Source organism: Cognataquiflexum nitidum (genome assembly GCF_022538055.1).
Classification (GTDB): domain Bacteria; phylum Bacteroidota; class Bacteroidia; order Cytophagales; family Cyclobacteriaceae; genus Cognataquiflexum; species Cognataquiflexum nitidum.
Genome location: NZ_JAKZAM010000001.1, coordinates 246612 through 268395, shown reverse-complemented (window position 1 = coordinate 268395; position 21784 = coordinate 246612). Strand labels below are relative to the sequence as shown.

At 40.1% G+C, this 21784-nt stretch carries 18 protein-coding genes; 4 read left to right on the top strand and 14 right to left on the bottom strand.

What is annotated here, in order from left to right; all coding sequences use genetic code 11:
- Positions 1-33: 33 nt before the first annotated feature.
- The 14 genes from MMU07_RS01155 to MMU07_RS01090 form a co-directional block, all read right to left on the bottom strand.
- On the bottom strand, positions 34-972 hold the full coding sequence (locus tag MMU07_RS01155) for an SDR family oxidoreductase (RefSeq protein WP_241123987.1): 939 nt from the start codon (positions 970-972) through the stop codon (positions 34-36).
- The gene (locus MMU07_RS01150) at positions 962-1795 is read right to left on the bottom strand and encodes a peptidylprolyl isomerase (RefSeq protein ID WP_241123986.1); all 834 of its coding nucleotides are present in this window, start codon (positions 1793-1795) and stop codon (positions 962-964) included. Before MMU07_RS01150 ends, MMU07_RS01155 begins: the two co-directional genes overlap by 11 nt.
- Complete coding sequence (gene hemC, locus MMU07_RS01145) at positions 1792-2730, bottom strand: hydroxymethylbilane synthase (RefSeq protein WP_241123985.1); 939 nt, start codon at positions 2728-2730, stop codon at positions 1792-1794. The genes MMU07_RS01150 and hemC overlap by 4 nt, the downstream gene beginning before the upstream one ends.
- On the bottom strand, positions 2702-3634 hold the full coding sequence (rimK, locus tag MMU07_RS01140; RefSeq protein WP_241123984.1) for a 30S ribosomal protein S6--L-glutamate ligase: 933 nt from the start codon (positions 3632-3634) through the stop codon (positions 2702-2704). Before rimK ends, hemC begins: the two co-directional genes overlap by 29 nt.
- Positions 3631-4062 (bottom strand): ATP-dependent zinc protease family protein, encoded by a 432-nt coding sequence (locus MMU07_RS01135; protein WP_241123983.1) that lies wholly within the window; start codon positions 4060-4062, stop codon positions 3631-3633. The genes rimK and MMU07_RS01135 overlap by 4 nt, the downstream gene beginning before the upstream one ends.
- A gap of 2 nt (positions 4063-4064) precedes the next feature.
- Positions 4065-5213 (bottom strand): DNA polymerase III subunit, encoded by a 1149-nt coding sequence (locus tag MMU07_RS01130; RefSeq protein WP_241123982.1) that lies wholly within the window; start codon positions 5211-5213, stop codon positions 4065-4067.
- Between the two features lie 7 nt (positions 5214-5220).
- Complete coding sequence (locus MMU07_RS01125) at positions 5221-6420, bottom strand: GlmU family protein (protein WP_241123981.1); 1200 nt, start codon at positions 6418-6420, stop codon at positions 5221-5223.
- A gap of 71 nt (positions 6421-6491) precedes the next feature.
- Positions 6492-6737 (bottom strand): type B 50S ribosomal protein L31, encoded by a 246-nt coding sequence (locus MMU07_RS01120; protein WP_113924979.1) that lies wholly within the window; start codon positions 6735-6737, stop codon positions 6492-6494.
- Positions 6738-7646: 909 nt separating this feature from the next.
- Positions 7647-8375, bottom strand: a complete 729-nt coding sequence (locus MMU07_RS01115) for a hypothetical protein (protein ID WP_241123980.1) — start codon at positions 8373-8375, stop codon at positions 7647-7649.
- Between the two features lie 4 nt (positions 8376-8379).
- Positions 8380-9120, bottom strand: coding sequence for a hypothetical protein (locus MMU07_RS01110; RefSeq protein ID WP_241123979.1), 741 nt, complete (start codon positions 9118-9120; stop codon positions 8380-8382).
- 377 nt (positions 9121-9497) lie between these two features.
- A complete protein-coding gene (locus MMU07_RS01105) occupies positions 9498-11672 on the bottom strand; it encodes a peptidase domain-containing ABC transporter (RefSeq protein WP_241123978.1) in 2175 nt (724 codons plus the stop codon).
- An 85-nt stretch (positions 11673-11757) separates the two neighbouring features.
- Positions 11758-12408, bottom strand: a complete 651-nt coding sequence (locus MMU07_RS01100) for a hypothetical protein (protein WP_241123977.1) — start codon at positions 12406-12408, stop codon at positions 11758-11760.
- The gene (locus tag MMU07_RS01095) at positions 12401-13705 is read right to left on the bottom strand and encodes a carboxypeptidase-like regulatory domain-containing protein (protein WP_241123976.1); all 1305 of its coding nucleotides are present in this window, start codon (positions 13703-13705) and stop codon (positions 12401-12403) included. The genes MMU07_RS01100 and MMU07_RS01095 overlap by 8 nt, the downstream gene beginning before the upstream one ends.
- A 508-nt stretch (positions 13706-14213) precedes the next feature.
- Complete coding sequence (locus tag MMU07_RS01090) at positions 14214-15392, bottom strand: ATP-binding protein (RefSeq protein WP_241123975.1); 1179 nt, start codon at positions 15390-15392, stop codon at positions 14214-14216.
- Positions 15393-15795: 403 nt separating this feature from the next.
- On the opposite strand from MMU07_RS01090, the gene MMU07_RS01085 reads away from it, so the two are divergent.
- The 4 genes from MMU07_RS01085 to MMU07_RS01070 all read left to right on the top strand — a co-directional run bounded on the left by MMU07_RS01085 (position 15796) and on the right by MMU07_RS01070 (position 21650).
- Positions 15796-17487 carry a hypothetical protein gene (locus tag MMU07_RS01085; RefSeq protein ID WP_241123974.1) on the top strand — a complete coding sequence of 564 codons (1692 nt, stop codon included), beginning with the start codon at positions 15796-15798 and terminating at the stop codon, positions 17485-17487.
- A 315-nt stretch (positions 17488-17802) separates the two neighbouring features.
- Entirely contained in the window at positions 17803-19635 is a 1833-nt protein-coding gene (locus MMU07_RS01080) for an ABC transporter ATP-binding protein (protein WP_241123973.1), read from the top strand.
- Positions 19636-19668: 33 nt separating this feature from the next.
- Positions 19669-20034: a hypothetical protein gene (locus tag MMU07_RS01075; protein WP_241123972.1), complete on the top strand. Its 366-nt coding sequence runs from the start codon at positions 19669-19671 to the stop codon at positions 20032-20034.
- 77 nt (positions 20035-20111) lie between these two features.
- The gene (locus tag MMU07_RS01070) at positions 20112-21650 is read left to right on the top strand and encodes a YifB family Mg chelatase-like AAA ATPase (protein ID WP_241123971.1); all 1539 of its coding nucleotides are present in this window, start codon (positions 20112-20114) and stop codon (positions 21648-21650) included.
- The last annotated feature ends 134 nt before the right edge of the window (positions 21651-21784 follow it).

Below are 21784 nucleotides of genomic sequence, written 5' to 3'. Positions count from 1 at the left end.
CAATTACTTGTGATTTGATGAATTTTTTATTTTTTAAGAATCGGCTAATTTAAGTTGTTTTGCCAAAATACCAATTCCAGCCAAAAAAGATTTGGGGGAATACCCAAGTTCCTTCTTTGCCTTGTCAATTATAAAACCTGTTCGAGGAGGACGCTTGGCCGGCTGCGTAAAAAGTGTTGAATCTGACTCCAAAATCAAGTTTTTGTCCAGTCCGAAATATTCTGCAGTTTGAATAGCCATGTCATAAGGTGTCAAAAAATCTGCTCCGGAAATATTAAAAACCCCCGTTGCTCCTTTTTTCATGATTAAAATACATCCTTCGGCAAGGTCTTCTGCCAAGGTAGGCGTCCTCCATTGGTCATTGACGACTTTGATGGTTTTTCCTTCTTCCAAGGATTTTTTTACCCAGAGAATGATATTGGATCTGCTCATGTCCTGCGCGATCCCATACACCAAAACCGTCCTGACGATAGCCCAGCGGACTTTAGAAGCAAACAGGAGATTTTCCGCCTCCATTTTGGTCACCCCGTAATAATTGACAGGGTTTGGTAGGGCTTCTTCGGAATAAGGCCCTGCTTCCCCATCAAAAACAAAGTCTGTAGAAAGATGGATTAGGTGGGTATCATATTTCTCACAGGCCTCAATCAGGTACCTGACCGCCTCTATATTTAGAATTTCGCATCCTTCCCTGTCTTTTTCACAGTCATCGACTTGGGTCATCGCTGCTGTATGGATCACGCTGTCAGGTTTTGTCACTGAAAAAACAGCCATCACCTGATCTCTGTCCGTGATATCCAGCTCCATCCAAGAGTAACTTCCTTCCCAGCTTTCCGGCAATCTTGATGCACCTTTTCCTGTACCGATAAGCTCCACCTTCTCATCATTTCTCAAAAACCCAATCAGCTTCTGGCCAAGCAAGCCATTGGCTCCTGTGACCAATACTGTTTTTTTCAATCCTGATTCAATAGACATATCCGAACTCTTTGGTGATTTTAGATTTTGAAATCAACTCAACAGTGACAGTCATATGGATGGGTTCGATTGGTTTGCTCTTATCTCCTGTCGGGACATTGGCAATTTTTTCCATTACATCTAATCCTAGAATCACTTCTCCAAAGACCGTGTATTCCCCATCCAAATGGAGGGTTCCGCCGACAGTGGTGTAAGCTTGCACCTGGTCGGAAGTCATTGATTTTTCTAAATTCAAATTATAAAAAGCTTCCAGATTAGCTTTTTCTGAAAGCATACGTTGATTGAGGCTGTCAAACTGTTGAGTTTGATACATTCTTGCATATTCTTCTTTCAACGCCAAATTGCTACCCAATTGGATAAATTTGAAATAAGTTTCTGACAAAAGCTTCATATCCGTCACCAATTCATCTTTATTGTAGGTCTTTCCCTGAACTATATAAAACTGGGAACCGCTTGATTTCCGCTCAGGATTGACGTTATCACCCATCCTAGCTGCGGCTATCATTCCTTTCTTATGGATCAATCCGGGAACAATCTCCGCTTCCACGGTTGGCCAGGTATCGGCCGGAAGCTTTTCTTTGGTGAAAACATCCCCACCCTGAATCATAAAACCCTTGATGATCCTGTGGAATTCGGTCGAATCAAACCTCCCGGCCTGTGCCAAGTCAATAAAATTCTGCTTGTGTTTTGGAGTTTGATCAAACAAAACCGCATACATGTCTCCATGCTTTGTCTGGATTTTGATGACATAATCCTTTTCGACAGAACAGGAAAAAAGTACCAATACCAATATTAAAGCCGGAATAAAACTTAACCTTTTCATTTTTTTAGATCTGATTTGATTTCTTTTAAAATATGATCTCCTCCACTTTCCAATACCATTTTGGCCAGTTCCTGACCCAATTCCTCAGCTTGAGATGCCTTGCCCGACACATTGTGAACAATCCTTTTGGTGCCATCAAGGGACACAATTCCACCTTTAAGATGAAGTGTACCTGCTTGATTTTCTGCCAAAGCAAAAACAGGAATGCTGCAGCCTCCCTCCAAAACCCGGAGATATGCCCTTTCCGCAAGCAAGCGATATCCGGTCGCTTCATGGTGACAAGCTCCAACAATTTTGGATTTAAGTATTGGATCAAGATTCATAGAGGATTCTATGGCAACCGAACCCTGACCTACAGCCGGAGTAAATTCATCCAATGAAAGTTCATATCGGATCATCTCGTCGTAACCCATTCTGTGAGCACCTGCATAGGCAAGCAGAAGGGCATCGCAGAGTCCTGCTTCCATTTTGGCGATTCTCGTCTGTAGATTACCCCTGACTTCGACCGTTTTGATATGGGGATAAAAATGCTTCAGTGTGGCTACTCGCCTTGTAGAGGATGTTCCCAAAAGAAGCGGTTTGTCAGGGTCGGCATAGTCGATATCTGTCTGATGGCTCAGGATGATGTCATTTTCTTTTTCCCTTTCGGTAAATGCGATGATTTCAAATCCATCAGGCAGCTTGGATTGCATGTCTTTGGCACTATGGACCGCAATGTCTATCAAACCGCCGGAAAGTTGCTCTTCCAATTCCTCGGTAAATACCCCTTTACTGCCAATTTTGGCGATCGAGACATCCAAAATCTTGTCGCCTTTGGTATCGATAATCACGATCTCAGTGGCCATTCCTTTTGCATGGAGGAGGTCGGCGATGTGATATGCCTGCCAAAGGGCCAACTTACTTCCCCTAGTGCCTATCCTGATCGGTTTGCTCATTCTTGCTTTTCTTTTTGTTTATTTTCTTCTCGACTGCTTCTTCTATAAACTTGACAATTTCCCCCGCGATGTTGACTCCTGTCGCCTGTTCAATTCCCTCTAACCCCGGTGAACTGTTGACCTCTAATATCAAAGGGCCTCTTTCAGACTGCAGCATGTCCACTCCTGCAATATCCAATCCTAAAGCTTTGGCTGCACTCAGGGCGGCAGCTTTTTCTTCTTTTGATAATTTGATCACCGTTGCAATTCCTCCCCTGTGGAGGTTGGACCTGAATTCACCTTCTGCTCCTTGTCTTTTCATAGCGCCGACGACCTTGCCATTGACGACAAATGCCCGTATATCGGCTCCTTTTGCTTCTTTGATAAATTCCTGGACAATAATCCTTGCCTTAAGTCCATGAAATGCCTCAATGACAGACTGTCCTGCTTTTTTGGTTTCGGCGAGGACAACCCCCAATCCTTGGGTACCTTCCAAAAGTTTGATGATCAGCGGTGCACCACCGACCCTTTCGATGAGGGCTTTTTCTCCTCCTTTGGAAAAGTTGGTAAAAGCCGTCTTGGGCATCCCCAGACCTGCTTTGGACAGGATCTGAAGACTCCTGAGCTTGTCCCTGCTCCTTACAATCGCCTGGGAATCCACCGCAGAAAACACGCCCATCAACTCAAATTGACGGACCACAGCAGTGCCGTAAAAAGTAACGGATGCCCCGATCCTTGGAATGATGGCATCTACACCTTCGAGTTTTTCGCCTTTGTAGATGATATAAGGCCCCTCCTGCTCAATGATCAGATCGCAAAGGGAATGGTCTACGACCAAAGCCTCATGCCCCGCATCCCGTATGGCTTCAATCAACCTTTTGGTTGAAAAAAGGTGTTGATTTCTGGAAAGTATCGCAATCTTCATTTTTGTGATTTCTTTGACAGGTTAATAGAATCTACGTCCACTAAAAATTTTCCTCTTAACAACTTCCTTCCGATGAGTATCGGGATTCTCATTTTTGACCTGTCTGTAAGGGTAAATTCGGCCTCAAATTCCTCCCCAAACATAACGACTTTTGTATTCACTTTGTACCTGACTTCTGCCTGACCAAAAGAATTCTTTACCACCTTTTCGGTAAAATCTTCAGTCCGAATTACTTTACTTTTATATTTTTTGTGGTTTGGGGAAAGTACCTTGAAATACAGTACCGGAATAGAATTTTCGATTTTCTCTTCCGCAAATTCACAATGGATCGAAGATGTATAGGCGCCTGTGTCGATTTTGGCCGTGACATTTTTAAGCCCCCATTTTGGCAGATGAATTTTCTCCCTTCTTCCGATAGTTTTTTTCATAGTCAGGCAGTTTGAGCAGGTCTCATAATCCTGGCAATCTGGAATGACAGGTCGGCAAAAAGTATCTTGACATTGGCGTTTCTTTCTATATGGTAATGAGTCTCGTTCAAAGCATGATAGATTGCCATAAGCTTTTCTTCATCAAGGACATGAACGCCGAGATTATGGATAAATTCACGGTCAGATTCAATACTGCGCATCAATTCCGCCAATTGGGACTTGTCCAACATCACTTCTCTGATCACATTGATCCCGCTAAGCAGGAGGGATTTTTGGGCTTCTTTGTCTTTGGAGCTAAATTTTTCGACAAATTCCAACATCTCGTTGACATTGACAGAATAACAGGAACGGAACCAATCCCTGACCAATCGGGTAAATTCATCGCCCACCTGATCCACCATCCTGTAAGCCTCCCGCATATTCCCATCTGCCAATGGCGATATCTGCATGGCTGTTTCCCTTGAAATCTTGTGCTCCTGTATCAGATGCAGCATCACTTCTTCATCAGTAAATGCCCTGATCATGACCTTTTGGGTACGGGACAGAATCGTGGTCAATAATTGCTCAGGATGGGAAGTCACTAGGAAAAAAAGCGTTTTTGCAGGCGGTTCCTCCAATATTTTCAAAAGGGAATTGGCGGATTGAGAATTAAGATATTCCGGAGACCAAATCAGCATGATCTTATAGCCACCTTCAAATGACTTGAGCGAAAGTGTTTTGATTATCTGTTTGGCAGCTGCTTTGGAAATGTTGAGCTGCTTTTTCTCAAAGTTATTCTTGTAAATCCAGTCAGAAACATTCCCAAAAGGAGTCTCTATTGCAAAACTTCTGAATGAGGATGGGAAGTCGCTCTTTTTTCCTTTATTCTCCTCATCCTCGTCTTCTTTACTTTCTCCCACCAATGGAAACACGAAGTTCATATCCGGATGGACAAGCCTTGACATTTTTTGGCAGGAAGGGCAAGTTCCGCAGGAATCAATTTCACCAGGTTGTTGGCAAAGCGTATAAGTCGCAAGTGCCAATGCCATCTTGAGGTTGGCAGAGCCCTCCGGTCCATGAAATAAAAGTGCATGGGCAAGGTGGTTGTTTTTGACCGCTTGGACGATCTTCTCCTTTACTTCTTCCAAACCTGGAATAGATGAAAACAGCATATTTTTGTCAGACTTCTTTGTCCCAAATACGGTAATGTCTTGTCAATTCGAAAACCTTTTGAATAATTTCTTTTTCGGTTTGGCTGTAATCCATTCCTCTTCTTTTCATCACAGCGATGGCCGTTTCTTCAAATTTTCTCACCTGAAAAGTGCTGAACCCTGAAGCACCGCCCCAAGAAAAGGAGGGAATAAAATTTCTCGGAAAGCCATCACCAAAAACATTGGCCCCAACGCCGACAACCGTTCCGGTGTTAAACATCGTATTGATGCCTGCCTTGGCATGGTCTCCCATCATCAGACCGCAAAACTGCAAGCCTGTATTGGTAAATCCGCCTTTGGTATAATCCCATATTTTGACTTCTGCGTAGTTATTTTTAAGGTTGGAAGTGTTGGTATCGGCACCGAGGTTACACCATTCGCCGATCACGGCATTGCCGAGAAATCCCTCATGTCCTTTGTTGCTGTAGCCAAAAAGAACCGCATTGGATATCTCTCCCCCAACTTTAGAAAAAGGACCCACTGTCGTATCTCCTCGCATTTTGGCCCCCATATTCACTGTGGATCCTTCGCAAAGTGCAAAGGGACCTCGGATCAGCGAACCTTCCTGCACCTCGGCGTTTTTCCCGATGTAGATCGGCCCTCCCTCTGCGTTGAGAACGGCGGCTTTGATTTTTGCTCCTGATTCTATAAAAACCTGTGACGCATTATATACTATGGTATGTGGATCTTCCAAAGGTTCCGACCGTCTGCCGGAAGTGATTAGCTCGTAATCTTTCCTGATCTCAGCAGCATTGACCTGAAAAATATGCCATGATTTTTGGATGGCTGTAACCGATCCTTCATAATGGATCTTGGTCAAAGATTTTGCCTGATCTGGATGAAAAGAACCCGGATTTTCTGAAAATGCCGCAACCAAAAGGTTATTGGACCAAAGTGACTCGGTGCTTTTCAGTTGGTGGATGGCTGACCAAAGCATCTGGTCTGGGCATACGGCGCCGTTGACCATCAAAGCAGCACCTTCTTTTTTGGGAAACTTTACAGAAAGGTAATCCTGCGTCAAAAACCCCGGTAGGTAGCCTGAGTATTTTTCCCATTTCTCCGAAATCTTCAAAATCCCCACACGGATATCCCCGATAGGCCTGGTAAAAGTAAATGGCAACAAAGAACCCCGGATGGCAGGGTCATCGAATAGAATCAGATTGTCCATGGTACAAAAATAAAAAAGTCTCCCGGAAAACCGATTCCGGGAGACCTTTACCTGCGAGCAGGCTGGTAAAATTATTTCTTGGCGTATCTCTTGTTGAACTTGTCAACACGACCTGCTGTATCCAACATCATCTTCTTACCTGTGTAAAAAGGGTGTGAGTTAGAGCTTACTTCGACTTTATATACCGGATAAGTGTTACCATCTTCCCATACGATTGTCTCAGAAGTCTGGATGGTGGATTTGGTAATGAACTTATATTCGCTTGAAGTATCGTAAAATACGACATCTCTGTAATTAGGATGAATGTCTTTTTTCATTGTATTGCTATTTATCTTTTTATCGCTTTTCCGAAATGAGGCACAAAGTTATTTCTTTTTTGAAATGTATCCAAATCTTGTTTGGTAATAATTTGACTGGTGAAGAAATTAAGTATCCCGCAAAGCCGCAAGGGCGCAAAGGGTTTGGGGATTTTGGTTGTAATCGTTGTAGTTGTTGTAATGGTTGGGTTGTCAGGTTGTCAAGTTGTCAGGTTGTCAAGTTTTCGGATTCTGTCACCCTGAGGTACGAAGGGTCTCTTGTCTCTCGGTATTTGGGTTTGAATTTTGGGTTTGTTGAAGAAAAAAACATCACGCAAAGACGCAGGGACGCAAAGAAGGTGAAAAAGGTTTTTGGAGATTTTGGTTGTAATCGTTGTAGTTGTTGTAATGGTTGGGTTGTCAGGTTTTCAAGTTGTCAAGTTGTCAAGTTTTTGGATTCCGTCACCCTGAGGTACGAAGGGTATCTTGTCTCTCGGTACTTGGGTTTGAATTTTGGGTTTGTTGGAGAAAAAAACATCACGCAAAGGCGCAAGGGCGCAAAGGGTTTGGGGATTTTGGTTGTAATCGTTGTAGTTGTTGTAATGGTTGGGTTGTCAGGTTTTCAAGTTGTCAGGTTGTCAAGTTTTCGGATTCTGTCACCCTGAGGTACGAAGGGTCTCTTGTCTCTCGGTATTTGGGTTTGAATTTTGGGTTTGTTGAAGAAAAAAACATCACGCAAAGGAAAAATCCAAAACCCATTAATAGAAGTTGAGAATATTTTAATTTTGGCGGTTAAAATTTACGCAGATCTAACATTTGTCAAAGACTTTAACTTATCACCTTCCTGCCTACCGGACAGGCAGGGACGTAGGAAAGGTCTTTCTTTTTTTAAACCGAGTCTTTAAATCCATTAATCCTAAAGGAACCAAGTTACTTCACTTTAATATGAATTTGTTTGATTTTTGTCGGAGTAATCATTGTTAATGTGTCATTTTTTACGAAATATTCATATTCTGTAGGAGCTCCATTTACTTCAAGAATCAAATATTGACCCTTGGTTTTCCAATTCACTGCTGGAATGTCTAGGTAGGAAAAATTTGAATTGCCATTTTGCTTTTCAATATCTCTAAACATTTGTGCATCAGGTACCATCCTACCGTCCCCATAGTAAGTATTGATGTAACCTCTCCCTGCTGACCCATCGGTGGTGTTATTGCTTCCATCGGGATTATAGGTCTTGATATGCTTCCATTTTCCTATTACAGCAGGGTCATATTTATTTTGGCCTACTTCAAAAAAACTCTCCAGAGGATTTTTTTTAGGGAGGTTTATTCGGTCAAATTTTGTTTCATATTTTTCCCCATCCATTTCAAAGCCCATAAGCAAATAGCTACCCATATCTTTATAAGATATCAGTAACTCACTCCCATCGTTCAGAGGAAGTTGGAATTGAAAAGTATTTCCAACTTTTATAATATCAACTGAAAAATATTCCTTTTCAGAACTGAACAGTTCAAGATATTGCTCACCATCAATTTCTTTAATCAATAAAAGGTTTTTATCGGCCAGCAATTTGCCTTCGTATGCACCTACGGTATTTTGCCCGCAACAGAAATATCCTTGCAAGCAGATAAGGACAGTTAGAATAAATTTCATCATGGTTTCATTTATTTTTTTTCATTAGGTAAATGAATCCCTGCTTAGAATCTAAAATCAATGTATCATTCTTGATTTCATACTGGTAAGAAATATCTACATTTTCGACAGAGAGAGTAAAAATTTCTCCTTCCGTCCGCCAAGTTGATTTTGGGGCATGTTTATAAATATCTTTATTATCAATATTCCTCCCCATTTTATTACTTTGAAAAGTCCTCGGGTCCATTACAACACTTCCATCAGATAAAAAACTAGTTCGATATCCCTTAAACTCGAATTTTGGATCAATTTTACCAGAACTGTCTAGTAAATCTAAATTGGTCCAAACACCAAAAATTCTTTGATCTAAATCTCCTTTAAAGTTTTTACTATTTAAATCAGGGTTACCATTTTTACTTGATTTTATTAGACTAAACTTGGTTTGATATTTTACTCCATCATATTCAAATGAGAGTATCAATTCATCACCATCTTTATTACAAATTACAGGTATTTTACTACCATCCTGCATTGGTAGTTGAAAAATCAGTTCTTTGTTCAACAAGACACCTTCCAACAGAAAAAAACTATTTTGGTTTTCAGTTAAGGTTACCAAATAGGATCCATCCTTTTTTTCTATTTGTAAAAGGTTATTTTCACTTAACAATTTTCCAGAATAATTCCCAACATAGGATTGGGCTATAATTGCTTGAAGATTCAAGCCAAAAAAGAAAATTGAAACAATAAGGTTAACTGTGAAAGTTTTCATTTTTTTTAGGAATCAAATTTTAGAATTAATTAGAATCAAGAATCGATAGAATCAAAATTAAATATAGAGGCTATTTGATTGAATCTAAAAACTAATTTTTATTCTTTCAAACCTATAACCTCTTGGATACCATATGTTTGATAACTTTCAAACTATACTAATCGACATTTTTCAAAAGATTATATTGAGTAAGGTATTTTACCCCCCTCGGTTTCAAACTATTATAGTATAAAATAGTTTATTGTCGATATTTAATTTTTTCTTAGGTTTTTCCAAAAATTTTTGATTTCTAGGAAAGAACTCCAAGGTTTTGAAAATCCTGAATATTTGTTATTGAAAAATTCCCGCTTCATAGAAATCCAGTTTAAAGTTCCAATTTAAGAAGTAACCAAAGACAGTACATCTTTGCATGATCTTGATAGTAGATTATCTTCCGTCATCAGTTCACTTGGCAAGCCTGATGCTGATATGATTCCACTTTCAAGTATATAGACATAGTCTGATATCAATGCAGGCTTTATCCTGTGTGTTACCAGTAAAATCGGCATGTTTTGTTTTAACCTTTGGAGTAAGTCAAGTATCAAATTTTCGTTGTTTCTATCCATAGCACCTGTAAATTCATCCAATAATAAGGCTTTTGGACGATGGTACATTGCCCTTGCCAATGCTATGATCTGCTTCTGTCCACCAGATAGGTTCAACCCTTCTTCCCCCACAATGGTCCTGTATCCTTGTGGCATTTTCGAGAAAAATTCTCGCAATCCTAAAGAATCACAAAAATCATTTACCTTTTCTTCGGAGTTAGCTTCCTCATCAAGACAAATATTTTCCAATATCGATCCATTAAAAATCTTAGTTTCCTGTTCGACATAGCCAACCGACCTTCTCCAATCTGAAAAGGAAATATCACCTAATTCTTGGTTTTGATTGACTATGATCTTCCCATTTTCAGGATGATAAAACTTCATCAGTATCTGTAGCAAAGTGCTCTTACCACCTCCGCTTTCTCCTAATAAGGCAATCAGTTTACCTTTTTCAAGATGAATATTCAATTCTTTTAATATTGGTTTTCTTCCCGGAAACCTGAAACTTACATTTTCCAATGAAATTGAATGTATTGTTTCCGGCAACTTGGATTTGGCAATAACAGATTCCTGTTCAGCAGAGGCAAATTCATACATTCTGTCAAAAGCAATCCTAGCTTCCTGTAACGGGATGTTTGCCATCGCAAGTTTGCCGACGGCAGGAATTATCATTCCGGTAAATCCAAGGATAGCCACCATTTCCCCAACTTGCAATTGACTGTTCAAGACAAAATACGAGGAATAAGCCATTACAGAAATGGAAAATAAAACCCCAACCAATCCTGAGAAAAAACCAAACTTTGATCCAACAATTCCCAGATTATAAACCTGCTCTTGAAAAAATCCATAAACCTTTTGGTTCAAGATATCAAAGCGATCTTCTTTGTTCAGCGTTTTGATGCTTCCGATTCCTTGAAGAGTATCTATGTAATGGCTTTCTGTCAGCGCATAAGATTTCATAACGGATTGCTGACCTGTATGAATTGGCCTATGGAATCGGTATGCCATCAAAAAATAAAAAGGCAATATCAATGCAACCATAGTTCCGACCTGACTTGAATAAGCAAATACCCCTAGCATTGCTACCACTACGAGCAATGAGTCCACGACAATTTCACTGACCAAATAAGATACAGCTTGCTGAATCCTACGGGTATCATTCATCCGCGCTACCAAATCTCCAGTCTTACGTGTGTCAAAGAAACTTTTTGGTAGGCGAAGTAAATTGCCAAAAAACCCGGAAATCATCCTGATGTTAAATCCTTTGCTTTGCCTGACTATCAAAAGGCCTCTCACATAGGCTAAAACTCCTCTCCCGAGCAAAAGCAAACTGACTAAAACAATTCCTACCACAAGTTTTTCTACCTGTCTTTCAGGTAGGATTTCGTCGATCAATTTTTGAGAAAAGATGGAAGTTACGATTCCCAATACTGAAATGGCAGTACCAAGTACAATTGAAGCTCCTAATAGGGGTATATCGTCCTTAACCAACTTATAAAACCAATTAAACCAAAGAAATTTTGAATTCCCTATTTCTTCAAATTTTAAACCTGGTTTTAATTGCAAAAGCGCCTTGCTCTTCCATATCAATTCCAAATCTTCTTCTTTACAAAAGTAAACTCCTTTTGAGGGATCTGAAATTAAAAATGAATCAGTACTTGTTGGATAAAAAATAATGAAGTGATTCAAATGGCTATTAATGGTAACATGGAGTATTGCAGGATCAGAAAGCTCTTTTAAGTTATCCACTCCTTCAGCCTCAAAACCTTCAGCATCAAAACCTAAAATCTTTGCAGAATTGTATAGACCAAAAATCGTTGTCCCCTCCTCATTTGTTCCACTAATTTCAATTAATTCTTCATGCCTGATTTCTCCTCCAAAAAACCTGACAAGTGAAGATAAGCAAGCAATTCCGCAATCGAATTGATATTGTTGCCTTATAAATGCCTTTTCAATTTTCCTTTTCAATCTAAAAGTGCTTATCTGGTGCGATCTCATATTAGGATTTATGTAATGAATTAAAATAAAAGAGTCAAAAAGCTGGACTACCCACCTACATATTTATCAAATACACAATCCCCAAAAAAGCCAAATAAGCCAATCCGTAACTTGAAAAAACTAAAAATACAGACTTGCCGATTTTCTCTTTATTTACAAATGAAAATAAGATTGAAATTGCAAAGACAAAAAACAATTGAAAAAGGTGGAGTCTTCTTAAAACAAACATTTGATTTTTTTGAAGAAAATAATCGCTTGTAACATTCATCAAACTCCAAGGATAAAAAAAATCAATTTCATCGCGATGAATTGGGGGTGAAATAACTAAAAAATAGATTGTATTTGAAATATCCCCAATCAAAATTACAACATAGCTTAAAGTGGCTAATTTCAGAATATGTATAAACGTGGTTTTCAAATCCGCTAATTGGGATCCCATAAAAACGAAAAATGAGACCAGAATCACCTTAATAAAAAGCCAGAACGGCGATAAAAAGTAGAATAAAAGATCAAAATTTCTATTTCTCCGCATAACACTTTCAAAAGTTCCATATTTTGTATTCATCCCTGAACCGGAAAAATAAATATCCTCAGACCATACAAATTGATTGTAGATAAAGAGGTTGATTAAATGAACTAACCATATTGTCAAAAATATTTTCCACCAAGGAGATTTGATTATATAGTTTACAATATTTTCAATCATTTCGTTTTGAATTGGATTTAAATTGTTCTTTTATGCTTCTATTCTTTGTTAGATCCTTGACTATTTTTTCATACTCTTGGCTGCTAATCAAAACATTATATTGCTCCCAGAATTCAGAGTTGTATTTAAAGTCGCCATTATACATTCTTCCCGAGTCATTCAGCTTTTCTTTATTTTTTATCCGATCAAATTCTTTTCTTTTTTCTAAAACTTCATTCACGATAATATCGGATTGAAAAAATTGATAACCTGTAAAAGTACTTGGGTCAATAGAGTCAAAATTCTCAGGACCCCTAAACCGGATCCTTGATAAATAATAGGTGCCATTTACCTTTCTGTATTCTGCTAAATAATTGCTAATAAAGGCATTGAAAATAGCGGGAGTTACTTCCTTTTGAAAAACCGGCAGCCTGCTAAAAAATTCCACTTTTACAATGGCAAAATCCTCTTTATTAATGTAAAATTTACCGCCGAATTGCCCTTTATCAATTTCTGCGGGCAAGTATATCCCGATTTCATATACCTCTTTCCCTTCAAATAAACTTAAGTTTTCCAGCTTAAATTCATGGAATTCAAGAAATTCCTGATCAGTATCAAAATACAATAGCATCTTCTCTTGTTGGTATCTTCGAACAAAATCACAAAGATGTAAAGACATTAACAGGTCATTTCTACTACTTGAAAATTTCTCTATTATTTTTGTTATCCATCCCTTTTCAACAAAATCATCAGATTTCCTGATTTCATAAACTTTAGCTTTTCGTTTTTCTCGGGGACTTGAATAAGAAAAGTCCTGAATTCCTACAGCTGCCTCCAACATACGGACATACGTTGTGTCTTTTTTTACAGTTTCTCTGTAGAAGGCATCTAAAAAATGTTGTTTTCTTGGATAGTTTGATTTAATTGAATTTAATGCCTTGTTCATTATAATTATTGAGGAATCCTCCTTTACAACAACCTCATCAAGAAAATATGAGTCTCTGAACAATGTAAAAACCTCTCCAACTCCTACTTCAGAAAGCTCTTTGATTGAAGACTTATACCCTATTAAAGAAAAAACTAATAAGCTGTCTTTAAAAGAATTTGGCAGATGAAAGACAAACTCGCCATTTTCATTAGTAAATGTTCCTAAATTCGAATTTTTGGCATAAACAGAAACAAATTCTAATGGTATTGAAGTTTCTGAATCTTTTATTACCCCACTTACCGTGAATTTTTGAGAAAATACATTTCCAGGAATCAAAGAATGAATAAAAAGACATACTCCAAAATAAATATTTAAACCTTTGATTTTCATGATCCTATTTTCAAACAAAATAATAGAAAAAAAACCGGCAAAAAGTATAAACCATTTGCCGAATATTAAAAATTAAGGTGTTGGCGGTGGGAAGCCATGAGATGTGCATTGCACATAATAAACATGCCACCCGTAAGAGATATCCCCCTGGTATCCTCCTCCAATTAACAGCGCCCCCAAATTGGCGCAGTAGGTAGCTCTATCTTGGCCCCCGCTCAAATTTTCCATTTTTTCAATGCTTAATTTTTTCATAATTTTTGTTGTTTTTAAGGTTAACAATGATTTAAAGATGAATGAATCTAAAAACTAATTTTCATTCTTCCAAATCCATAACCTCTTGGATACCAACATTTGAAAAGTATCAAACTACATTAATCGACATTTTTCAGAAGATTATATCGAGTAAGGTATTTTACCCCCCCCCCCCGGTTTCAAACTATTATAGTATAAAATAGTTTATTGTCGATATTTAATTTTTTCTTAAGTTTTTTAAAGAATATTTTCGCTACTAAATCACTTTAAGCAAAAAATCAAGAATGTTTAGGTGATGTATCCCTTCCCAATCTCCCTCATCAAATGGATCGTTCCAAGTGATTACATATTTGGGATAGTTGTCCTGGATCTGTGCGAGGTTTCCTACTTCCCTTAACCTCGTATTTTCATCGACCATGGTCAGCGTCACCTGCACATAGAGTTTCGTCCCATCTTTTTCGGCCACAAAATCTATCTCCTTTTCTCCAAGTTTTCCAACATAAACCTCGTAGCCTTTTCGCTTCAAATGAAGAAAAATAAGGTTTTCAAGCAATTTGTGTAAATCTCGGGCAGGATTATATCCCCTGATGGCATTTCTTAGTCCCAAATCTTCGAAATAGTACTTCTCTCCCACTTCGAAAATTTTCAAACCTCCAATATCAGACCTTGGCACTTTGTACACCACAAAAGCATTGGTAAGTGCATGGAGGTAACTTATCACCACAGGTACGGACAGGTTGATTTTTTGGGATTTCAAAAACTTGTGGATGCTATTGGCTGAAAGCAAGCTGCCGATATTGTCTGCAAGAAATGAAACCAGGTTTTCCAGCAAAAAAACATTTCTGATCCCTTCTCTTGCTACCACATCCTTAAGTAGAATGGTAGAATACACGTTTTTCAAATATTCGAAAGGTGCATTTCCATTCAAACCTAAATGATGTAAAAAAGGCATTCCTCCGAATTTCACATATAATTCTAGGCTTTCAAAAGTTGCTTCCAAATGATGAAATCTTACAAACTCTCCGAAATCAAGACCAAAAATCTCCACCGATACATATCGCCCTGAGAGGAAAGTAGCTAGTTCCCCCGAAAGGATTACGGCATTGCTTCCGGTAAGGTATATGTCGCAGATATCCTTGGCGAGGAGGTGGCGAACAGCTTTTTCAAAATCCTTGATTTCTTGCACCTCATCAACCATCAGGAAATTTGGACAATCCTGTTTGATATTTTCCAACACAAAAGCCAATAAATCCTCGTGGCTTCCTATTTGACGAAATTCATCCCATTCCTTATTGACATAAATCACATTTCCGTCAGGATACAGGCTCTTAATTTCATCGGTCAGTTGTCGGAGGACATAACTCTTCCCTACCCTCCTTTGTCCCAATAGCACTTTCACCAAGGGCTTTCCTACAAAAGGAAGGATTTTTTCCATGTATTGATACCGTTTGATATAGTCCATATTAATGTAATCTATACTTTATAAAAAGATCGAATTTCAACTTTTTATTAAATATACTTTATAAAAAAATAAAATGAAAATTTCAATTTCTCTCTACCGGCAGTTTGGCTGAATTTTACTTTAGCCATATTCACCTTATGTAAGTGAATTTATGGAGCATTTAAAAACTGCCAAAAACGTTTATTATTGAATAACCTCCCCGCCCATGCAGGCTTGGGCCATCTGCATTTGCCGTGCCTCGACTTGCTATCTGCAGCTTTGCGGATTTACTATTTATTTTATATTCCTCCAAAAGCCCCACAAATTTCAAAACTTGCGAGCCTCCTTCCATTTTCCACTGTTTTTTTTAGCTTTACAGCAGTATAGCTTCACCCCTATGAAAAAACTGTTTCTTTTGACTTTTTGTCTTGTCCTTATTTTTGGCCTTGATGGTTTTGCCCAAGGTGCCTATGTTCCTTTCAACAGGGATTATTACCATATGCTGGAGCGGTACGAAATCAGGCTTGGCCGAAACAATGACAGTTTCCACACCGGATACAAACCGCTGAGGCGGGACCATCTCTCTGCTTATCTTGATTCCCTGTCGGCTTCGGACATAAATTTCAACAAGTCTGATGAATTCAACCTCAATTACCTCAGCAATGACAATTGGGAATTTGTCACACAGGAAACAGAAAACTCCAGAAAGCCCTTTCTAAAAGCATTGTACAAAAAGCCCGCTGATTTCTTTTATTATAGAGATTCGGTGGTGGACATCCATATCAATCCGGTCATTTACCTCTCTGCGGGATTTGAACAGGGTGAAGAGGAGATGCGGTTCCGCAATTCACGCGGGGTAGAACTCCGAGGCAGCATTGACAGAAAGGTCGCTTTCTACACTTACTTCACCTCGACACAGACCATCTTCCCAAGTTGGGTAAAGGACTACGCCGAACACAATGGTGCGGTGCCAGGCGAGGGTTTTTGGAAAAGGTACAACGAACAGGGATATGATTACTTTTCGGCAAGAGGCCATATTGCTTTCAATTTTACCAAACATATAGAAGCACAGTTTGGGCATGACAGGAATTTTGTCGGGGAAGGGTATCGCTCGATGGTGCTGTCGGATTTTTCCAATCCTGCCATATTTTTCAAGTTGAATACCAAAATCTGGCGTTTTCAGTTTACAAACCTTTGGTCACAAAAAACCGCCGATATCATCTTTGACGGTCAGGGCAGACCGACAGATGGGCGGTATCCGCAAAAATGGTTTTCGATCCACCGCCTCGGAATGAACATCGGGAAGAATTTTAATGTCGGAATTTTTGAGTCTGTGATGAAAAACCAGTTTGACTGGAACTACCTCAACCCGATAATCTTCTACCGGTGGGTAGAACAGCAACTCGGCACACCCGACAAGGTGATGCTGGGAACGGATTTCAAATGGAATTTCACCCCCGGCATGCAGCTTTATGGACAATTGGCGCTGGATGAGTTTGTTTTCAATGAGTTTTTTGAAATCACAGGGGAAAATTCCTCCCGCAACAAACACGGCATCCAAGCCGGCTATAAGTATATCGATGCCTTCAAAGTCTCCAATTTGGACATTCAGTTGGAATATAACCAAGCAAGGCCTTACACCTATCAGGAAAAGTTCGACTACCAATCCTATTCCAATTACCGTACGCCGCTGACCCACCCACTCGGCGCCAATTTCAAAGAAGCCATCGGTATCATCCGTTATCAGCCTGAGTTCCTTCCAAGGTTGTTTGCCACCTTTACTGGCATGTACCAATACTTCGGAGAAGATCCTGCTGAGGATATCAATTTCGGCAGAAATGTGCTGAAAAACAGAAGAGAAACCAATACTGGATTAGGCCTTTTTGGTCATGTCATCGGACAGGGTGTGGAGACTACCGTCACGATGGCCAACCTGAACCTGAGCTATATGGTCAAGCAAAATGTCTTTTTGGACATAAGCCATAGCTACAGAAAGCGAACCGCCGAAGACCTTTCCAGCCCGGAAACCACCAATTTTACCCAGTTTTCGATCAGGGTGAATATGGTGAGGAATGATTTTAATTTTTAGGATTGGTAATTAGATAATGGTTATTGGGTAATTGGTTATTGGGATGAATCGGATAATTTATGTCGCAATGATGTGAATAGGTTGAATTTATTTTAGAATTCTTGCCTTGGACTTGAATAGCCGATACATCCCTGCCCGACGGCAGGCGGGGGTCTTCCGACTTCGTCCGCTATCGGGATCTGTCCCGACTGAATAAAAATATAGGGTTACCGGCGAAAAAGCGTAAATCCATAAATCGGCTTTTCAGGAATTCAACAGAAAACCAAAACCTATTTTTATTCCTTAACTTGCGGCCTGAATCCGTAAAAGCATTTCATGAATACTTACCTCAGGATATTGTCTTATGCCCGGCCTTACCGCAGGTACTTTCCGATATATATCCTCTACACGATTTTAGCCATTGTTTTTGGCTTGCTGAATTTCACGCTGCTGAAGCCGCTTTTTGATGTGATCTTCGAGCAGGCACCGCAGGCTGACATGAGCAAATACCTCAGCAAGCCTGATTTTGCATTCACGGTTGACTATTTCCTCACCCTGTTCAATTACTATTTCCATCAGATCTCTGAGACTTATGGCAAGTTTGGGACTTTGGTCTATGTATGTATCATCATCGTCATTTCGGTTTTTCTCTCCAACCTGTTCACTTATCTCTCTGGCGTGGTTTTGGCAAAAGTCCGAGCAGAAGTCATCAAGAAAATGAGGATGTCGATTTTTGAGCAGGTGTCAAGGATGCACATCGGGTACTTTTCCAATGAGCGAAAAGGCGACCTGATGTCCAAAATGACCAATGACATCCAAGAGGTGGAAAACAGCGTGGTGCAATCGCTCCGCGTCGTCTTTAAAGAACCGGTAACCATTATCCTATATTTTGCCGTGCTGTTTTTTATGTCTTTCAAATTGACCCTTTTCACCATCATGGTCATCCCGATATCTGGTGCGATCATCGGCGGGATTACAAGGAGATTGAAAAAAACAGCCATCGAAAGTCAGGAATCCCTCGGCAGAGTCGTAAATATCCTGGATGAGACCATCGGAGGCATGCGGGTAATCAAGGCCTTTGGTGCCCAAAGATACGTGAGAAGTAAGTTTGACAGCGAGACGGACTTTTACTCTGATGTGAATATCTCCATGGCCAAGAAAAACGAGTTGGCCTCTCCCATCTCACAGTTTATGGGGGTTTCGGTTGTGGCGGGGATTTTGGTATATGGAGGAAGCCTGGTCCTGAACAACAATTCTGACCTCAGCGCATCGGATTTTATCACCTACATCATCATCTTTACCCAAGTACTCAATCCTGCAAAAGAAATCTCCCGTGCGGCAAGCAGTATACAGAGGGGTTTGGCTTCTGCGGATCGTATATTCAAAGTAGTCGATACGCCAAGCGAAATCCAAAACGCTGAAAATCCTGTCATCATCGATACCTTTAAAGATGCAGTACAATTCCATAATGTTTCTTTCAGCTATGAAAAGGAAAAGGTGTTGGACAATATTTCTTTCACCCTCCAAAAAGGGAAAACCATCGCTTTGGTAGGCCCCTCGGGCGGCGGAAAATCAACGATTGCAGATTTGGTTCCAAGATTCTATGACCCGACGGAGGGGAAAGTTACTTTGGATGGGGTAGATTTGAAAACCATAGAAATCAATTCCCTGATCAAACAGATGGGGATTGTGACGCAGGAATCGATATTGTTCAACGATTCGGTTTTTAACAATATCGCCTTTGGGCTTGAGGGAATATCGGAGGAGAAAGTCATCGAAGCGGCGAAGATTGCCAATGCCCATGAGTTTATCGTTGATTTGGAAAACGGTTACCAAACTTCCATAGGCGAGCGGGGATCGAAGCTCTCAGGCGGTCAGAGGCAAAGGCTCAGCATTGCGCGGGCGGTATTGAAAAACCCTCCGATCCTGATATTGGATGAGGCGACTTCGGCTTTGGATTCCCAATCAGAAAAATTAGTACAGGAAGCCCTAACCAATCTTATGGTCAACCGTACAACATTGGTAATTGCCCACAGACTCAGTACCATTCAGCATGCCGACGAAATCCTTGTAATCAAAAAAGGTCAGATCGTCCAACGTGGAACACACCAACAACTCATTTTGGAAGAAGGATTATACCGGAAACTTTCTACAATGCAGTCCTTTTAGTAATTTAGACGACAATTAAATGATAGCATTCATATGAAACAAATAGATAAAATCTCGCACTTGGTGACCACACTTTTTTTCGGAATAGTCTTGGTCTTTTTTCTTTTATTTGACAATGTAAAAGGAATATTGAAAGTGGATGAACTGACGCCGGCTTTGGTAGTCAATTTTCTTCTTATCGGCTTGTTGTTATTCCTGATTTCTTGGGGTACTAGTACCATAGCCAAAAACAACTTGGAAGCCGAACTTTCCAAAAAAGAAACAGAGAAAAACGAACTGAAGGCCAAGCTTTACGATTTGGAACAAGGTGTCAAACTCAAGAACATCGAAAAAAAGCTGGACACTATTGAAGAAGAAAGAGAAGCTTCAGCAATCCGCAAAAGACAAAATTTCAAATAACTAAAGGATATTTGGAGTAAATAGTTAATTTAGGAAACCCAATGGGTTTCCTTTTTTTATTGTGAAAATTCTAAAATATGGTTGCAAAAACTTTCGGCTGTGCTGTATCAGGTGTTGATGCAAAGGTCATCACTATAGAAGTAAATGTGGGTCAGGGAACAAGCTTTTTTATGGTAGGACTTCCCGATTCGGCTGTCAAAGAAAGTCAGCAAAGGGTAGAGTCTGCGCTCAAGTATTTCGGCTACCGTATGCCTAGGCAGAAAGTCGTCGTCAACCTTGCTCCCGCTGATATCCGCAAGGAAGGTTCTTCTTATGACCTTCCCATTGCCTTGGGGATTATGAAAGCTTCCGAACAGGTAGCATTTCCCGAATTAGAAAATTACATCATCATGGGTGAATTATCACTTGATGGCAATCTTCGCCCGATCAAAGGTGCATTGCCAATTGCTATAGAAGCCAGGAAGCAGGGATTCAAGGGGTTTATACTTCCTGTAGAGAATGCCTCCGAAGCCTCCATTGTAAATAAAATCGACATCATTGGAGTGAATACCTTGGAGGAAGCTATCAAGTTTTTAGAAGGAGAATTACATATCGAGCCCTTGGTAACCGATACCAGAGATATCTTTTACCATTCTTTGGAGCAATATGAATTTGATTTTGCTGATGTGCAGGGACAGGAAAATATCAAAAGGGCAATGGAAATCGCAGCAGCAGGAGGACACAATGTCATCATGATTGGCCCTCCAGGTGCAGGCAAAACCATGCTTGCCAAAAGACTTCCTTCTATTCTTCCTCCACTCTCACTTCAGGAGGCTTTAGAAACAACCAAAATACACTCTGTCGCAGGCAAGCTGGGCAAAAATGCGTCACTGATCGCTAACAGGCCTTTTAGGTCACCACACCATACGATCAGTGATGTGGCTTTAGTAGGCGGTGGTGGCAATCCCCAACCGGGAGAAATATCCCTTTCGCATAATGGTGTTTTGTTTTTGGATGAATTGCCGGAATTCAAGCGGACCGTACTCGAAGTGATGCGGCAGCCATTGGAAGAAAGGAAAGTGACAATCTCGCGGGCAAAGGTTTCTGTAGAGTTTCCTGCCAATTTCATGCTGATTGCCAGCATGAACCCATGCCCTTGTGGCTATTATAACCACCCCGAAAAAGAATGCGTCTGCGGCCCGGGAATCGTGCAGCGATACCTGAATAAAATCAGCGGCCCGCTTCTGGATAGGATTGACCTCCATGTGGAAGTGACTCCCGTAAGATTTGAAGAGATGACTTCCACCAGAAAAACTGAAAACAGCAAATCCATCAGAGAGCGGGTCATCATCGGAAGAGAAGTGCAGATAGAGCGGTTTAAAAACAATCCGGAAGTCTACTGCAATGCCATGATGCCCTCCCATATGGTCAAAGAAATCTGTCAGATCAATGATGCAGGAAAAGTGCTACTCAAAACCGCCATGGAAAGACTTGGCCTATCAGCAAGGGCTTATGACAGGATTCTGAAAGTATCGCGGACCATCGCTGACCTGTGTCAAAGCGAAACCATCAAAGTAGAGCATCTTGCAGAGGCGATACAATACAGAAGTCTGGACAGAGAAGGTTGGGCAGGTTAATCTTTGGCAAAATTAAGTTTTGGTAAAATTTCAATGAATAAGAAAATAATGCACTAAAAATTTTAAGAATCAAAAAAAAATTATTTTATTTACTAAGCATACGAAACTGTTGTATTGGTCGCCCTTTTTTAGCT

Bases quoted from the DNA above. Each gene is read 5' to 3' on its own strand.
- MMU07_RS01155 (WP_241123987.1), bottom strand. From the start codon at position 972: ATGTCTATTGAATCAGGATTGAAAAAAACAGTATTGGTCACAGGAGCC.
- MMU07_RS01150 (WP_241123986.1), bottom strand. From the start codon at position 1,795: ATGAAAAGGTTAAGTTTTATTCCGGCTTTAATATTGGTATTGGTACTT.
- hemC (WP_241123985.1), bottom strand. From the start codon at position 2,730: ATGAGCAAACCGATCAGGATAGGCACTAGGGGAAGTAAGTTGGCCCTT.
- rimK (WP_241123984.1), bottom strand. From the start codon at position 3,634: ATGAAGATTGCGATACTTTCCAGAAATCAACACCTTTTTTCAACCAAA.
- MMU07_RS01135 (WP_241123983.1), bottom strand. From the start codon at position 4,062: ATGAAAAAAACTATCGGAAGAAGGGAGAAAATTCATCTGCCAAAATGG.
- MMU07_RS01130 (WP_241123982.1), bottom strand. From the start codon at position 5,213: ATGCTGTTTTCATCTATTCCAGGTTTGGAAGAAGTAAAGGAGAAGATC.
- MMU07_RS01125 (WP_241123981.1), bottom strand. From the start codon at position 6,420: ATGGACAATCTGATTCTATTCGATGACCCTGCCATCCGGGGTTCTTTG.
- MMU07_RS01120 (WP_113924979.1), bottom strand. From the start codon at position 6,737: ATGAAAAAAGACATTCATCCTAATTACAGAGATGTCGTATTTTACGAT.
- MMU07_RS01115 (WP_241123980.1), bottom strand. From the start codon at position 8,375: ATGATGAAATTTATTCTAACTGTCCTTATCTGCTTGCAAGGATATTTC.
- MMU07_RS01110 (WP_241123979.1), bottom strand. From the start codon at position 9,120: ATGAAAACTTTCACAGTTAACCTTATTGTTTCAATTTTCTTTTTTGGC.
- MMU07_RS01100 (WP_241123977.1), bottom strand. From the start codon at position 12,408: ATGATTGAAAATATTGTAAACTATATAATCAAATCTCCTTGGTGGAAA.
- MMU07_RS01095 (WP_241123976.1), bottom strand. From the start codon at position 13,705: ATGAAAATCAAAGGTTTAAATATTTATTTTGGAGTATGTCTTTTTATT.
- MMU07_RS01090 (WP_241123975.1), bottom strand. From the start codon at position 15,392: ATGGAAAAAATCCTTCCTTTTGTAGGAAAGCCCTTGGTGAAAGTGCTA.
- MMU07_RS01085 (WP_241123974.1), top strand. From the start codon at position 15,796: ATGAAAAAACTGTTTCTTTTGACTTTTTGTCTTGTCCTTATTTTTGGC.
- MMU07_RS01080 (WP_241123973.1), top strand. From the start codon at position 17,803: ATGAATACTTACCTCAGGATATTGTCTTATGCCCGGCCTTACCGCAGG.
- MMU07_RS01075 (WP_241123972.1), top strand. From the start codon at position 19,669: ATGAAACAAATAGATAAAATCTCGCACTTGGTGACCACACTTTTTTTC.
- MMU07_RS01070 (WP_241123971.1), top strand. From the start codon at position 20,112: ATGGTTGCAAAAACTTTCGGCTGTGCTGTATCAGGTGTTGATGCAAAG.